12 protein-coding genes are annotated in these 14,746 nt (G+C 69.6%); 6 read left to right on the forward strand and 6 right to left on the reverse strand.

Annotated features, from left to right (window positions below):
• Positions 1-62: 62 nt before the first annotated feature.
• On the reverse strand, positions 63-1,169 hold the full coding sequence (locus AC31A1_RS30925; RefSeq protein WP_489656487.1) for a mechanosensitive ion channel family protein: 1,107 nt from the start codon (positions 1,167-1,169) through the stop codon (positions 63-65).
• A gap of 29 nt (positions 1,170-1,198) precedes the next feature.
• Here AC31A1_RS30925 and AC31A1_RS30930 point away from each other — a divergent pair, with 29 nt between their 5' ends.
• A complete protein-coding gene (locus tag AC31A1_RS30930) occupies positions 1,199-1,768 on the forward strand; it encodes a dienelactone hydrolase family protein (protein ID WP_489656488.1) in 570 nt (189 codons plus the stop codon).
• On the opposite strand, the gene AC31A1_RS30935 is transcribed toward AC31A1_RS30930, so the two are convergent.
• The 4 genes from AC31A1_RS30935 to AC31A1_RS30950 all read right to left on the reverse strand — a co-directional run bounded on the left by AC31A1_RS30935 (position 1,769) and on the right by AC31A1_RS30950 (position 6,529).
• A complete protein-coding gene (locus AC31A1_RS30935) occupies positions 1,769-3,430 on the reverse strand; it encodes an alkaline phosphatase D family protein (RefSeq protein ID WP_489656489.1) in 1,662 nt (553 codons plus the stop codon).
• Between the two features lie 102 nt (positions 3,431-3,532).
• Complete coding sequence (locus AC31A1_RS30940; RefSeq protein ID WP_489656490.1) at positions 3,533-4,345, reverse strand: thioredoxin domain-containing protein; 813 nt, start codon at positions 4,343-4,345, stop codon at positions 3,533-3,535.
• Positions 4,346-4,431: 86 nt separating this feature from the next.
• A complete protein-coding gene (locus tag AC31A1_RS30945; protein ID WP_489656491.1) occupies positions 4,432-5,121 on the reverse strand; it encodes a hypothetical protein in 690 nt (229 codons plus the stop codon).
• A 67-nt stretch (positions 5,122-5,188) separates the two neighbouring features.
• Entirely contained in the window at positions 5,189-6,529 is a 1,341-nt protein-coding gene (locus tag AC31A1_RS30950; protein WP_489656492.1) for a DUF2252 domain-containing protein, read from the reverse strand.
• 178 nt (positions 6,530-6,707) lie between these two features.
• Here AC31A1_RS30950 and dnaE point away from each other — a divergent pair, with 178 nt between their 5' ends.
• On the forward strand, positions 6,708-10,247 hold the full coding sequence (gene dnaE / locus AC31A1_RS30955; RefSeq protein WP_489656493.1) for a DNA polymerase III subunit alpha: 3,540 nt from the start codon (positions 6,708-6,710) through the stop codon (positions 10,245-10,247).
• Between the two features lie 82 nt (positions 10,248-10,329).
• On the opposite strand, the gene AC31A1_RS30960 is transcribed toward dnaE, so the two are convergent.
• Entirely contained in the window at positions 10,330-10,494 is a 165-nt protein-coding gene (locus AC31A1_RS30960) for a hypothetical protein (protein WP_019062300.1), read from the reverse strand.
• 224 nt (positions 10,495-10,718) lie between these two features.
• On the opposite strand from AC31A1_RS30960, the gene AC31A1_RS30965 reads away from it, so the two are divergent.
• From AC31A1_RS30965 to AC31A1_RS30980, 4 genes are all read left to right on the forward strand, one after another.
• Positions 10,719-11,942 (forward strand): NYN domain-containing protein, encoded by a 1,224-nt coding sequence (locus AC31A1_RS30965; RefSeq protein WP_489656494.1) that lies wholly within the window; start codon positions 10,719-10,721, stop codon positions 11,940-11,942.
• A 164-nt stretch (positions 11,943-12,106) separates the two neighbouring features.
• The gene (locus AC31A1_RS30970) at positions 12,107-13,078 is read left to right on the forward strand and encodes an ABC transporter ATP-binding protein (RefSeq protein WP_405996547.1); all 972 of its coding nucleotides are present in this window, start codon (positions 12,107-12,109) and stop codon (positions 13,076-13,078) included.
• Positions 13,079-13,142: 64 nt separating this feature from the next.
• On the forward strand, positions 13,143-13,970 hold the full coding sequence (locus AC31A1_RS30975; protein ID WP_489656495.1) for an ABC transporter permease: 828 nt from the start codon (positions 13,143-13,145) through the stop codon (positions 13,968-13,970).
• A gap of 34 nt (positions 13,971-14,004) precedes the next feature.
• A complete protein-coding gene (locus tag AC31A1_RS30980) occupies positions 14,005-14,745 on the forward strand; it encodes a DUF2567 domain-containing protein (protein ID WP_489656496.1) in 741 nt (246 codons plus the stop codon).
• Position 14,746: the final 1 nt, after the last annotated feature.

Below are 14,746 nucleotides of genomic sequence, written 5' to 3' on the forward strand. Positions count from 1 at the left end.
GGCGTGGGTGGGGAATTCAGCCGTGGCCGTCAATCGACCGGCATGCCAGCCCCGCCCAGCCCTCAGCCCCGGTTGCCCCCCGGAGGCTCGTGAGCCGAGCGGGAAGCACCGCCGTTGGGCGACGGATCCTCGCCCGGGATCGGTGCCGCGTCCGCCGTGTTGACGCGGGGGAGGGCGTACGGATGCTCCAGGTACAGCCAGCGGATCATCTGTTCGCGGACTGTGACCCGTACTGTCCAGATGTCGTCCGCGTCCTTTGCCGTGACCAGGGCTCGGACCTCCATGGTGTTCGGGGTGGTGTCGGTGACGACGAGGCCGTAGCTGCGGCCGTCCCAGGCCGGGCAAGCGCGCAGGATCTCGCGGAGCTGCGTGCGCATCGCGTCGACCGGGGCCGAGTGGTCCACCTGGAAATAGACGATGCCGGTCATCTCGGGGGTGCCGCGGGACCAGTTCTCGAAGGGCTTGGACGTGAAGTACGACACCGGCATGGTGATCCGGCGCTCGTCCCAGGTGCGGACCGTCAGAAAGGTCAGGGTGATCTCCTCGATCGTGCCCCACTCGCCGTCCACGACCACGGTGTCGCCGATGCGTACCATGTCGCCGAAGGCGATCTGCAGTCCCGCGAAGAGGTTGGCGAGCGTCGACTGGGCGGCGACACCGGCGACGATGCCCAGGACGCCCGCCGAGGCCAGCAGGGACGCGCCGGCCGCGCGCATCGCCGGGAACGTCAGCAGCATCGCGGCGACCGCCACCACGCCGACGATCGCGGCCACCACCCGCGTGATCAGCGTCACCTGGGTCCGGACCCGGCGGACCCGGGCCGCGTCGCGGGAGGCTCGGGCGTAGCGCGCGTACGACGACTCCACGATCGCCGCCGCGACCCGGATCATCAGCCACGCGGTGGCGCCGATCAGCACCAGGGTCAGGGTCTGGCCGGTGCCGACCCGGTGTTCCTCCAGCAGTTGGGCCTGGTCGTAGGAGCCTCTGAGGAAGGCCGCGCAGAGCACCAGGTGGTACGGCACTCGGCCGCGGCGCAGCAGGCCCCACAGCGTGGTGTCGTCGTGCCGGGCGTCCGCCTTGCGCAGCAGCAGGTCGGTGACCCAGCCGATGAGCAGCGTGAGGACGACGGAGCCGCCGATGACGATCAGCGGGCGCAGTACGTTCTCCATGTGTCCGACCGTACTGGCACGATGGCTTCATGAACATCATGCTCTTCCACTCCACGTACGGTCTCCGGCCGGCGGTGCGCGACGCCGCCGAGCGGCTGCGCGCGGCGGGCCACGAGGTGTGGACCCCGGACCTCTTCGAGGGGCATACGTTCGAGACGGTCGAGGAGGGCATGGCCTTCAACGACGGGATCGGCAAGGACGAGGTGCTCAAGCGGGCCGTGCTGGCCGCCGCCCCCTACTCCGAGCGCGGTCTCGTCTACGCCGGGTTCTCGCTGGGCGCCTCCGTCGCGCAGACCCTCGCCCTCGGCGACGAGAAGGCTCGCGGGCTGCTCCTCCTGCACGGCACCTCGGACATCGCGGCCAACGCCTCCGTCGACGACCTGCCGGTGCAACTGCACGTCGCCGAGCCGGACCAGTTCGAGACGGACGACTGGCTCAGCTCCTGGTACCTGCAGATGGGCAGGGCCGGCGCCGACGTCGAGATCTACCGGTACGCCGGAGCCGGCCACCTGTACACCGACCCCGGCCTCCCGGACTACGACGAGGAGGCCGCCGAGGCCACCTGGCGGGTGGCCCTCGGTTTCCTCGAAACGCTGTGACTACACCGGGTCGTACGTCCGCTCCACCTTCTGCGTGCCGCTCCGTGTGCGGTACGACCGCTCCCAGGACGAGGCCGCGGTCGCCGATGTGCGGTCGGACAGGACGTAGTAGTCCATCTGCGCCCGGTCGGCCGTGATGTCGAGGACGCCGTAGCCGTGGCGGTCCGTGTCGACCCAGTGGACGTGCCGGTTGGCGACCTGGATGAGGGGTGCGGCGAGCGCGGAGACCGTGCCCTCGGGGACCTTCACTATGTCGTCGAGGTTGTCGGAGGTGACCGAGGTGATCACGAACTCCGTTGCCGCGGACGCCGACAGCGGGTACGTTCCGGCGTCCACCGGCACGTCGTTGGCCCAGGACATGTGGATGTCGCCGGTGAGGAAGACCGTGTTGCCGATCGCGTTCGAGCGCAGATGCGCGAGGAGTTCACGGCGGTCGTCGGTGTAGCCGTCCCACTGGTCGGTGTTGACGCCTATGCCGTCCTGCGGCAGGTCCAGCAGCTTGGCGAGCGGCTTGAGCAGGTCGGCGGTGAGCGAGCCGATGACGAACGGCGCGATCATCACCGAGTTGCCGACCAGCCGCCACTTGGTGTCCGACGCCGTCAACCCGGCCTTCAGCCAGTCGAGTTGGGCGCGTCCCGTGATCGTACGGTCCGGGTCGTCGACCGCGCCGCTGCCCGAACTCGCCTGCTGCGAACGGAAGGAGCGCAGGTCGAGGAGCGAGAGATCGGCGAGCTTGCCGAAGCGCAGGCGGCGGTAGGTGGTGCCCGCGATCGCCGGGCGGACCGGCATCCACTCGAAGTACGCCTGTTTCGCGGCCGCTTGACGGGCCGTCCAGGTGCCCTCGGCGCCCTCGGTGTGGTTGACCGCGCCGCCCGACCAGGCGTTGTCCGCGAACTCGTGGTCGTCCCAGATCGCGACGACCGGCGCCTTGGCGTGCAGCGCCTGGAGGTCCGGGTCGGTCTTGTACTTGCCGTGCCGGGTGCGGTAGTCGGCGAGCGTGATGATCTCATTCAGGGGCGCGTGCTGTCGTACGACCATGCCGCGCGCCGCGTACTCGCCGGACTTGTACTCGTAGATGTAGTCACCCAGGTGCAGCCAGGCGTCCAGGTCGTTGCGGGCCGCGAGATGGCGGTACGACGAGAAGTAGCCCGCCTCCCAGTTGGCGCAGGTGACGACGCCGAAGCGCAGGCCGGACACGGTCGCGTCCGCCGCCGGCGCGGTGCGGGTGCGCGCCGCCGGGGAGTCGGTGCCGCCGGCCGAGAAGCGGAACCAGTAGTCGGTGGCCGGGGCCAGGCCGCGGATGTCGGCCTTGACGGTGTGGTCGGAGGCGGCGGTCGCGGTGAGCGAGCCCCGGGAGACGACGTTCGTGAACGCCTTGTCGGTGGCTACGGTCCAGCCCACCTCGGTGTCCGGGCCGAGCCCGGAGCCGGGGACCGCCTCGGCGGTGGGTGTCACCCGGGTCCACAGCAGGACGCCGTCCGGGAGCGGGTCCCCGGAGGCGACCCCGTGCAGGAAGGAGGGGGTGTCGGTGGCGGCCGTCGCGGGCAGCGCGGCGATCAGCGGGCCGGTCAGGACGGCGGTGGCGGCCGCGGCCTTGACGACCGTACGGCGGCGCGGGGAGGGCGAGTTGACGTCCTCGGGTGCTCTGTATCGACTGGTCACGAGCGACCAGGTTACTGATCAGTATTAACGAGAGCGGGCGAACTCGTAAAAGTTCGCCCGCTCTTCGGCTGCGCGTCTTGCAACGCCGTCTTACAACAAGGCTCAGGCCTTGAGGGCCGCCGTGATCGCCGTGGTGAAGTCGGCCACCGTCATCGGCGCGTTCGTGCCGTCCGAGCCGGTCAGCGTCTTGCCGTCCATCTTCAGGGTCGGGGTGCCGGTCACCCCGCTCTTGTCGAACGTCGCGGACATGTCCAGCGCCCACTTGTCGTAGGTGCCGTCCTTCACGGCCTTCTGGAAGGCCGCGTTGTTCTTCAGGGCGGGGACCGTGTTCGCGACCTTGATCAGGTACGAGTCGTCCTTGAACTTGTCGGTCGTCTCGTCCGGGTGGTACTTCGTCGAGTAGAGCGCGGTCTTGTATTCGAGGAACGCCTCGGGGCTGACGTTCAGCGCGGCGCCCATGGCGCTCAGCGCGTTCTTGGAGCCCTCGCCGTTGTCCTTGTTGTCGATGAACGTGGCGCCGACGTACTGGATCTTGAACTTGCCGGCGTCGAAGTCGCTCTTCACGGTCGAGCCGACGGTCTGCTCGAACTGGGCGCAGATCGGGCAGCGCGGGTCCTCGTACATGACCAGGGTCTTCTTGGCGGTGCTCTTGCCGAGGACGAGCGTCGTGCCGTTGGTGCCGGTGGTGTTGGCCGGCTTGACGAGCTTGTCGTCCTTCGCCGACTCCCAGTAGGTGGGCTTGTTGTTCTGTACGACGGCGTAGCCGATGCCGCCGGCTATCGCGAGGACGCCGACGACCGAAGCGGCGACTATGAGCTGCCGCCTGACCTTGGCGCGCTTGGCCTGACGTTCGCGCTCGGCGCGCAGCCGCTCACGGGCCGCCGTCTTCGCCGCCGCGCTGTTCCGCTTGCTCATGTTGGTGATCTCCATATGGGACGCGTACACGTCGTACGCGGAATACGTGTGGGGGACTGATGTGTGCTCAGGTACCTGTGGGGTGTTCAGACCGCGGGCAGGACCGAGCACGGCGGTCCACGCCGTCCCAGGGAGTGCACCAGCAGCCGCTCACGGGCGGTGGCCGTGCGGTGCGTGGCGCGCGGCAGCCGGCGGACCGGCGCGGTGCGTCGGCCCGACACCGCGGCGACGGCCAGGAGCAACGGGCGGAAGCCCACCGCCGCTGCCGCGCGCAGCAGTTCGGAGATCGCGCGCTCGCCGCGGCGCAGATAGGCGGCGGCGAGGAGACCGACGCCGATGTGCGCGCCGAGGAGCAGCCAGGCGGCGGTGGCGTCGGTGTGCGCGAGCAGCGCCGCCGCCTGATGGGGGTTGTCGGTCATCCGGGCCAGGGAGGTACCCACGCTGCCGCCGCTGCACAGTACGTCCAGGCCGACCGCGCGCAGGGGGCCGGCGACCGGGCCGCCCGCCCTGCCGTAGCAGGCGTGCTGGCCGGTGGTGAAGACCGTGTCGGCGGCCAGCTCCAGCGGGATCAGCAGTGCGGCGATCTTGCCGAAGCCGCGCTCGCGGCCCGCGAGCGCGTACGCGATCACGAACACGGTGGCGGCGATCGCCGCCACCGTGCCGAGCGGAAGCGGGACCCGGGACAGCAGCACGTGCGACGCGGTGCTGAGCGTCACGACCAGTGCCGTGAACAGCGCCGCGCGTACGGCCCTGAGCTGGATCCCGGATATGTCCATAGCGGAGAGAGTCTGTCACGTGCTCCGGTAAGGCACCGCTAAAGGGTTCCTGTGAGCGTACGGATGGTTACAGACCCGGAATCCGGCCGTTGCGGAACAGGTCGACGAAGGTCTGGTGGTCGGCACGCGCGCGTGCGCCGTAGCTGTGCGCGAAGTCGACGAGCACGCCCGCGAAGCCGTCCTCGTCGGCCGCGATCGCCGCGTCGATGGCCCGCTCCGTGGAGAACGGCACCAGGGACTCGCCGGACTGGTCGTCGGCCGCCGCGTGCATGGTCGCCGTGGCCCGCCCCAGGTCCGCGACGACGGCGGCGATCTCCTCCGGGTCGTCGATGTCGCTCCAGTCCAGGTCCACCGCGTACGGCGACACCTCGGCGACCAGCTGCCCGGTCCCGCCCAGCTCGGTCCAGCCCAGCCACGGGTCCGCGTGCGCCTGGAGGGCACGCTGGGAGATCACCGTGCGGTGCCCCTCGTGCTGGAAGTAGTCCCGGATCGCCGCGTCCGTGATGTGCCGCGAGACGGCCGGCGTCTGGGCCTGCTTGATGTAGATCACCACATCGTTCTCCAGGGCGTCGCTGTTGCCCTCCAGGAGGATGTTGTACGACGGCAGCCCGGCCGAGCCGATGCCGATGCCCCGGCGGCCGACGACGTCCTTCACGCGGTAGGAGTCGGGGCGGTCCAGGGAGGACTCGGGAAGCGTCTCCAGGTAGCCGTCGAAGGCCGCGAGGACCTTGTAGCGGGTCGCCGCGTCCAGCTCGATGGAGCCGCCGCCCGACGCGAACCGGCGCTCGAAGTCACGGATCTCCGTCATCGAGTCCAGCAGCTCGAAACGGGTCAGCGAGCGGGCCGTGCGCAGCGCGCCCAGCAGCGGGCCGTCGGCCGTGTCCAGCGTGAACGGCGGCACCTCGTCGCTCTTCGCGCCGGTCGCCAGCGCGTGCACCCGCTCGCGGTACGCGCCCGCGTAGACCTGCACCAGCTCGGTGATCTGCTCGTCACTGAGCGCCTTCGCGTACCCGATCAGCGCGACGGAGGCGGCGAAGCGCTTGAGGTCCCAGGTGAAGGGGCCGACGTAGGCCTCGTCGAAGTCGTTGACGTTGAAGACCAGGCGGCCGTTCGAGTCCATGTACGTGCCGAAGTTCTCGGCGTGCAGGTCGCCGTGGATCCACACGCGCGAGGTGCGGTCGTCCAGGTAGGGGCCGCCCCGCTTCGAGCCAAACTGATTGTTCGCAGTGAGGTCGTGGTAGAAGAGGCACGCCGTGCCCCGGTAGAACGCGAACGCCGAGGCTGCCATCTTCCGGAACTTCACGCGGAACGCGGCCGGGTCGGCGGCCAGGAGCTCGCCGAAGGCGGTGTCGAAGACGGCAAGGATCTCCTCGCCGCGGTGCTCGTCGTTGAGCTGCGGAACCGACATCGCTCTGTGCCTCCTGGTACGGGTGGTGCGTGACATGTGACGGGTCTGTCGTCACTTTCCAACGCTTGAAGGTACGCGGGAGTGCCCGCCGTGTGTCAGTGGCGAGGCATAGGATTCGGTCTCGTCCCCCCAGACCGCCCGCTGTCTGTTGTCGACTGTTTCCCCTGGAGGCCAAGCCGTGTCAAAGCCGCCGTTCACGCACCTGCATGTCCACACCCAGTACTCGCTCCTGGACGGTGCCGCGCGGCTGAAGGACATGTTCAACGCGTGCAACGAGATGGGCATGACCCATATCGCGATGTCCGACCACGGCAACCTGCACGGGGCCTACGACTTCTTCCACACGGCGAAGAAGGCGGGCGTCACGCCGATCATCGGCATCGAGGCGTACGTCGCCCCCGAGTCGCGGCGCAACAAGCGCAAGATCCAGTGGGGCCAGCCGCACCAGAAGCGTGACGACGTCTCCGGTTCCGGTGGTTACACCCACAAGACGATCTGGGCGGCGAACAAGACGGGTCTGCACAACCTCTTCAAGCTGTCCTCGGACGCGTACGCCGAGGGCTGGCTCCAGAAGTGGCCGCGCATGGACAAGGAGACCATCTCCCAGTGGTCCGAGGGTCTCATCGCCTCCACCGGCTGCCCTTCGGGCGAGCTCCAGACCCGGCTGCGCCTCGGCCAGTACGACGAGGCCCTGAAGGCGGCCGCCGAGTACCAGGACATCTTCGGCAAGGACCGCTACTTCCTGGAGCTGATGGACCACGGCATCGAGATCGAACACCGGGTCCGTGACGGTCTGTTGGACATCGGCAAGAAGCTCGGCATCCCGCCCCTGGTGACGAACGACTCGCACTACACGTACGCCCATGAGTCCGTCGCCCACGACGCCCTGCTCTGCATCCAGACCGGCAAGAACCTCTCCGACCCGGACCGCTTCCGCTTCGACGGCACCGGCTACTACCTGAAGTCCACCGACGAGATGTACGCCGTGGACTCCTCGGACGCCTGGCAGGAGGGCTGCCGCAACACCCTCCTGGTCGCCGAACAGATCGACACCAGCGGCATGTTCGAGGCCAAGAACCTCATGCCCAAGTTTGACATCCCGGACGGCTATACAGAGGTCACCTGGTTCAAGGAGGAGGTCCGCCGCGGCATGGAGCGCCGCTTCCCGGGCGGCATCCCCGACGACCGCCAGAAGCAGGCGGACTACGAGATGGACGTCATCATCCAGATGGGGTTCCCGGGCTACTTCCTCGTGGTCGCCGACTTCATCATGTGGGCGAAGAACAACGGCATCGCGGTGGGCCCCGGCCGTGGTTCCGCGGCCGGTTCGATCGTCGCGTACGCCATGGGCATCACCGACCTCGACCCGATCCCGCACGGCCTGATCTTCGAGCGGTTCCTCAACCCCGAGCGCGTCTCCATGCCCGATGTCGACATCGACTTCGACGAGCGCCGGCGCGTCGAGGTGATCCGGTACGTGACGGAGAAGTACGGCGCCGACAAGGTCGCCATGATCGGCACCTACGGCAAGATCAAGGCCAAGAACGCCATCAAGGACTCCGCGCGCGTGCTGGGCTACCCGTACGCGATGGGCGACCGGCTCACCAAGGCGATGCCCGCCGACGTCCTCGGCAAGGGCATCGACCTCTCCGGCATCACCGACCCCAAGCACCCCCGCTACGGCGAGGCGGGCGAGATCCGCGGGATGTACGAGAACGAGCCGGATGTCAAGAAGGTCATCGACACCGCCAAGGGCGTCGAGGGCCTGGTCCGGCAGATGGGCGTGCACGCGGCCGGCGTCATCATGTCCAGCGAGCCCATCGTCGACCACGCACCGGTGTGGGTGCGGCACACGGACGGCGTGACCATCACGCAGTGGGACTACCCGCAGTGCGAGTCGCTCGGCCTGCTGAAGATGGACTTCCTCGGCCTGCGCAACCTCACGATCATGGACGACGCCATCAAGATGGTGAAGTCCAACAAGGGCATCGACCTGGAGATGCTCGCCCTCCCGCTGGACGACCCCACGACCTTCGAACTGCTCTGCCGCGGCGACACGTTGGGCGTCTTCCAGTTCGACGGCGGCCCGATGCGCTCGCTGCTGCGCCAGATGCAGCCCGACAACTTCGAGGACATCTCCGCCGTCTCGGCCCTGTACCGGCCCGGTCCGATGGGCATGAACTCGCACATCAACTACGCCGAGCGCAAGAACGGCCGCCAGGAGATCACGCCGATCCACAAGGAGCTGGAGGAGCCCCTTGAGGAGGTCCTCGCGGTGACCTACGGCCTGATCGTGTACCAGGAGCAGGTGCAGAAGGCCGCCCAGATCGTCGCCGGTTACTCGCTCGGCGAGGCCGACATCCTGCGCCGCGTGATGGGCAAGAAGAAGCCCGACGAGCTGGCGAAGAACTTCACCATCTTCCAGGCCGGCGCCCAGAAGAACGGCTACAGCGACGAGGCGATCCAGGCCCTGTGGGACGTCCTGGTCCCCTTCGCCGGCTACGCGTTCAACAAGGCGCACTCCGCCGCGTACGGCCTGGTCTCGTACTGGACCGCCTACCTGAAGGCCAACTACCCGGCCGAGTACATGGCGGCGCTGCTCACCTCGGTCAAGGACGACAAGGACAAGTCCGCGATCTACCTCAACGAGTGCCGCCGCATGAAGATCAAGGTGCTCCCGCCGAACGTCAACGAGTCGGTGCACAACTTCGCCGCCCAGGGCGACGACGTGATCCTCTTCGGCCTGGAGGCCGTGCGCAACGTCGGCACGAACGTGGTCGACTCGATCATCAGGTCCCGCAAGGCGAAGGGGAAGTACGGCTCCTTCCCCGACTACCTCGACAAGGTCGAGGCCGCCGCCTGCAACAAGCGGACCACCGAATCCCTCATCAAGGCCGGTGCGTTCGACACCCTGGGGCACACCCGCAAGGGCCTCACCGCGCACTTCGAGCCGATGATCGACAACGTGGTGGCGGTCAAGCGCAAGGAGGCCGAGGGGCAATTCGACCTCTTCGGGGGCATGGGCGAGGAGGACACCAGCGAGCCGGGCTTCGGGCTCGACGTGGAGTTCACCACCGACGAGTGGGAGAAGACGTATCTCCTCGCCCAGGAGCGGGAGATGCTCGGTCTGTACGTCTCCGACCACCCGCTCTTCGGCCTGGAGCACGTGCTGTCCGACAAGGCCGACGCGGGCATCGCCCAGCTCACCGGAGGTGAGCACGGGGACGGCGCGGTCGTCACCATCGGCGGCATCATCTCGGGCCTCCAGCGCAAGATGACCAAGCAGGGCAACGCCTGGGCGATCGCCACCGTCGAGGACCTCGCGGGCTCCATCGAGTGCATGTTCTTCCCGGCGTCCTACCAGCTGGTGTCGACCCAACTCGTCGAGGACGCCATCGTGTTCGTCAAGGGCCGCCTCGACAAGCGCGAGGACGTGCCGCGTCTGGTCGCGATGGAGCTGATGGTCCCGGACCTGTCGAACGCGGGCACCAACGCGCCCGTGATCCTCACCATCCCGGCCACCAGGGTCACCCCGCCCATGGTCAGCAGGCTCGGTGAGATCCTCAGCCACCACCGGGGCGACAGCGAGGTCCGCATCAAGCTCCAGGGCCCGACCAAGACCACGATCCTGCGCCTGGACAAGCACCGGGTGAAGCCCGACCCGGCGCTGTTCGGCGACTTGAAGGTGCTGCTCGGCCCGGCCTGCCTGGCCGGCTGAGCAACAGGCACAGCGAAGCGACTGAGGGGCGCATCCGCCAACGGATGCGCCCCTCAGTCGTTCAACACCCTTGAAGCGGGCCTCAGTTGTGACCGAAGCGCTTCTGCTTGCCCTTGCGGGCCATGTCGCCGGGTGTCACCTGGGATATGCGCTGCTCGGCCTGTGCCTCCATCGAGGACGACGTGGCCTGCTCCTGGGCGCGCTCCGACTGCGGCTGCTTACGGTCACGGTTCTTGTTCTTGGCCATGGTGATCTGCCTCCTGAAGGGGATCTAGGGGCCAGGGCCGCGACCAGATTCACATAGCCTGACGAAGAACGCATTTCGGATAATTACCGTGTGTGACATGGTTGGTACGAGAGAGAAGCCCCGAAACGCCACGCCGAAGATCGAGTTCGGGCCGTTAACCCCTGCGCGGTCGGGCAGACTCGAAGCAAGCCCGAAGTGAACCGACCGGGAAGAGGGTGAGTCGCGTGGACCGCTGCATCGTCCTGGTGGACGCCGGGTATCTGCTGGGGGCCGCAGCAAGTCTCCTCGCCGGAGAGCCCTCGCGTTCCAGGATCACCGTCGATCACGCCGCCCTCATCCAGGGTCTGCGCGAGCGAGCCGAGTCCGACACCGAACGCCCCCTGCTGCGCATCTACTGGTTCGACGGCGCCCCCGACCGCGTCCCGCAGCCCGAGCACCGCAGGCTCCGCGTGATGCCCCGCGTGACCGTCCGCCTCGGCGCCCTGACCCGCAGCGACGGCCGCTGGGCGCAGAAGGGCGTCGACGCCGCCATGCACGCCGAGCTGACCGAGCTGGCCCGCAACCGCGCCTGCTCCGACGTCGTGCTCGTCACCGGCGACGGCGATCTGCTGCCGGGCATGATGGCCGCCAAGGAGCACGGCGTCGCCGTACACCTGTGGGCCGTGCAGGCCGCGGACGGGGACTACAACCAGTCCGAGGACCTGGTCGCCGAGGCCGACGAGCGGCGGGTGCTGGACCGGACCTGGATCACCAAGGCCGTACGGGCGAAGGATCTCGGCGGGGTGTGCGCGCCGCCGCCCGTGCCGCGGCCGGAGATCGCCGCGATCCTGTCCGCGCCGCTGCCCGAGTCCGCGCCGGCCACACGCGAGCGGTCGGCCGAGGAGAGCGAGCACGCGGTCGCGGAGGCGGGTTCGGAGAACGGCACGCAGGAGCGGGTGCCCGCGCCCAAGGGCGTGCCCACCCCGAAGGACCTGGCGAGCCTGAAGGCCCCCGGTGCCGCAGCGCCCGCACAGCAGCCGGCGAGCGCGACCCTGCGCTGGTCCTCCGACAAAGGGTGGGTCGACCGGCCGGGCGGCGCCGCCGAGCCGCCCGAGGTCGCCTCGATGCCGACGCTGGCGCAGCTGACCACCGCCGAGCAGCGCTGGGCCGACCGCGAGGAGGACATCACCACGGTCGGCGGCGACCCCTACGAGGTGGGCCAGGTCTTCGCCCGCCGCTGGATGGGCCGCCTCGGCGACCACGGCAGCCACCTGCAGAAACTGTCCGGGATGTACCCGCGCGTCCCGCACCGCATCGACGGCGAACTGCTGCGCTACGCCGCCCGGTTCGGCCTCCTCGCCCACAAGGACGACCAGATCGACGAGCACGACCGGTACGCGATCCGGGCCGGTTTCTGGCGCGAGATCGACGTACGGACGGCCGCCGAGCACGCGCCTGCCGGAGAGTGAGCGGAGCCGGTCGGTCCGGTGGCCGGGCGGCCTCGCGGCGGGACGGCTTTACCGACGAATGTGCCGTTCTCGACCGACCCGCGAACGGGCGGGGCTCCCGGACCCCGTAGTCTCGTCCCGTGAGTACGCGCGCGGGACAGGCACTTCGACACGGTGGGGATGTCGTGTGTGCGGTGCGCGGACTCAGCAAGACCTATCCGGCGGTGCGCGGACGGCGCGGTGCGCCGGGAACCCCCGAGGTGCGGGCCACCGACGACGTCACCCTCGACATCCGCCGGGGCGAGATCTTCGGACTGCTCGGGCCGAACGGCGCCGGCAAGTCCACCCTCGTACGCCAGCTGACCGGGCTCATGCGGCCCGACGCCGGCAGCGTCGAGATCCTCGGCCACGACATCGTCCGCCACCCCGAGCGGGCCGCGCGGATCCTCGCCTACCTCGGCCAGGAGTCCTCCGCGCTCGACGAACTCACCGTGTCGCTCGCCGCCGAGACCACCGCCCGGCTGCGCGGCCTGGACCTGCGCGACGCACGGGCCGAACGGGACGCCGTACTGGACGAGTTGGGGCTCACGGCCATTGCCGGGCGGCCGCTCAAGAAGCTGTCCGGCGGGCAGCGGCGGCTGGCGTGCGTGGCCGCCGCGCTGGTCGGGGAGCGGCCGCTGCTGGTGCTCGACGAGCCGACCACCGGGATGGATCCGGTGGCGCGCAGGGCCGTGTGGTCCGCCGTCGACCGGCGGCGGGCCGAGCGCGGGTCCACCGTGCTGCTCGTCACCCACAACGTCATCGAGGCCGAGACCGTCCTCGACCGGGTCGCCGTCCTCGACCAGGGCAAGGTCATCGCGTGCGACACCCCCGCCGGGCTCAAGGAACAGGTCGCGGGCGAGGTGCGGGTCGAGCTGGTGTGGCGGGAGAAGCCGCCGCTGGACGTCCCGGAGGTCGCCGCGCTGCGGGACCGGGCCGTCGAGTCCGGCCGCCGCTGGACGCTCAGGCTCGCCCCCGAGGAGGCCCGGGTGGCCGTCGCCACGGTGACCGGCGGGGCCGCGTTCGCCGCCCTGGACGACTTCACCCTGGCCACGCCCAGCCTGGAGGACGTGTATCTGACGCTGGGCGGAAACGCGCAGGGGCTGGTGAAGGCATGAGTACACGGGCCGTCGTATCCGTATGGGACAGGGCGACTGCCGGCGTCGAGAGGAGCAGCGCGACGTGAGTGTCGTATCCGCCGATGTTCTGCCGAGTGGTCCCCTGGCCGTGCCGGAGGCCGCCGACGGTGGCGCGGCCGAGCTCGGGCCGCGGGCCAGGCTCTGGCCGTCCATGGCCGCCGTGTACCGGGCGCAGCTGTCCCGGGCGCGGGTCGCGCGGATCCCGCTGCTGTTCGTGGCGACCTTCCAGTCGGTCGGCATCCTGATCATGATGCGCGGGGTCGTCGACGGCGGGAGCCACGACGCCCAGTTCGTCGTCGCCGGCTCGTCCGTGCTCGTCGTCGCCTACGTCGGGCTCAACCTGCTCGCGCAGTACTTCGGGCAGCTGCGCGGCAGCGGCGGGCTCGACCACTACGCCACCCTGCCGGTGCCGCCCGCGGCCGTGGTGCTGGGCGCGGCGGGCGCGTACGCCTCCTTCACCGTGCCGGGGACCGTGCTGACCGCCGTCTTCGGCTGTGTGCTGTTCGGGCTGCCGATGGGGAACATCTGGATCCTGGCGGCGGTGGTCCCGCTCGCCGGGGCCGCGCTCGCCGGGCTCGGGGCGGCCCTCGGGCTGCTCGCGCCTCGGCCCGAACTCGCCACGCTGCTCGGGCAGTTGGGTATGTCCGCGGCCTTGCTGCTGGGTGTGCTGCCGGCTGATCGGATGCCGGACGCGGTGCGGTTCCTGCGGGATCTGGTGCCCTCGACGTACGGCGTGGAGGCGTTCGCGCAGACGTTCGGGGCCCATCCGGACTGGGCGCTCGTCCTCGGTGACCTCGCGGTATGCGCCGGGGTCGGGGTCGTTTCGCTGGCCGTCGCCGCCTGGGCCTACCGTCGGGCTGCCGTCCGGTGACGCGCCGCACAGCCGGGCCTGGCACGATGGCATCGTGACCGCACCGCTGACTCCGCCTCCGCCGCCGCGTGACCAGTCCCCGCACGATGCGTGGCAGCCGCCGGGTGACCAGGGCACCTCGGGTGACCCCGGTGCCTCGGCTGACCCGGGTGCCTCTGGTGCCGGGTATCCCGTGTATCCCCCGCAGGAAGCGTCCTACGGCCAGGACGGGCCCGGGATCAGGACCGAGCTGATCGAGGCCGTGGTCGTCACGGTCGCCTCGGCGGTCGGTGGGGTGCTGCTCGGGGTGCTGTGGTGGTGGCTGGCGCCGCATGTGCCGCTCGTCGGGGACGTCGTCGACAAGAGCTGGGTCGTCTACCTCAAGGACTCCGAGGGGGAGCAGGCCGTGGGGGTGGACGGAACGTTCACTCTGCTCGCGGTGGCTTTCGGGGTCGTGAGCGCGCTTGTCGTCTTTTTGCTGCGGCGGCGTGGGGGAGTGCCGCTGGTCGCTGCGCTGGCCTTGGGTGGGCTGCTTGCCTCGTTCCTCGCCTGGCGGCTGGGGATGTGGTTCGGGCCGACCAAGGATGTGCTCGCGCACGCCAAGGCCGTGGGTAAGGGGGTTACGTTTTCTGCGCCGCTGAAGTTGGGGGCGAAGGGGGCGTTGCTGGCCTGGCCGGTTGCCGCGCTGGTCGTTCATCTGGGGCTGACGGCGTTGTTCGGGCCTCGGGATCCTGAGCCGGGGTACTTGGAGCAGGGGGTTGGGCCCAAGGATGGGTACGGGGCTCCTCTGTCCTAGG

Source organism: Streptomyces sp. P5F9 (genome assembly GCF_057961495.1).

Coding starts and splice junctions, on each gene's coding strand:
- AC31A1_RS30925 (WP_489656487.1), bottom strand. CDS start 1,169: ATGGAGAACGTACTGCGCCCGCTGATCGTCATCGGCGGCTCCGTCGTC.
- AC31A1_RS30930 (WP_489656488.1), top strand. CDS start 1,199: ATGAACATCATGCTCTTCCACTCCACGTACGGTCTCCGGCCGGCGGTG.
- AC31A1_RS30940 (WP_489656490.1), bottom strand. CDS start 4,345: ATGAGCAAGCGGAACAGCGCGGCGGCGAAGACGGCGGCCCGTGAGCGG.
- AC31A1_RS30945 (WP_489656491.1), bottom strand. CDS start 5,121: ATGGACATATCCGGGATCCAGCTCAGGGCCGTACGCGCGGCGCTGTTC.
- AC31A1_RS30950 (WP_489656492.1), bottom strand. CDS start 6,529: ATGTCGGTTCCGCAGCTCAACGACGAGCACCGCGGCGAGGAGATCCTT.
- AC31A1_RS30960 (WP_019062300.1), bottom strand. CDS start 10,494: ATGGCCAAGAACAAGAACCGTGACCGTAAGCAGCCGCAGTCGGAGCGC.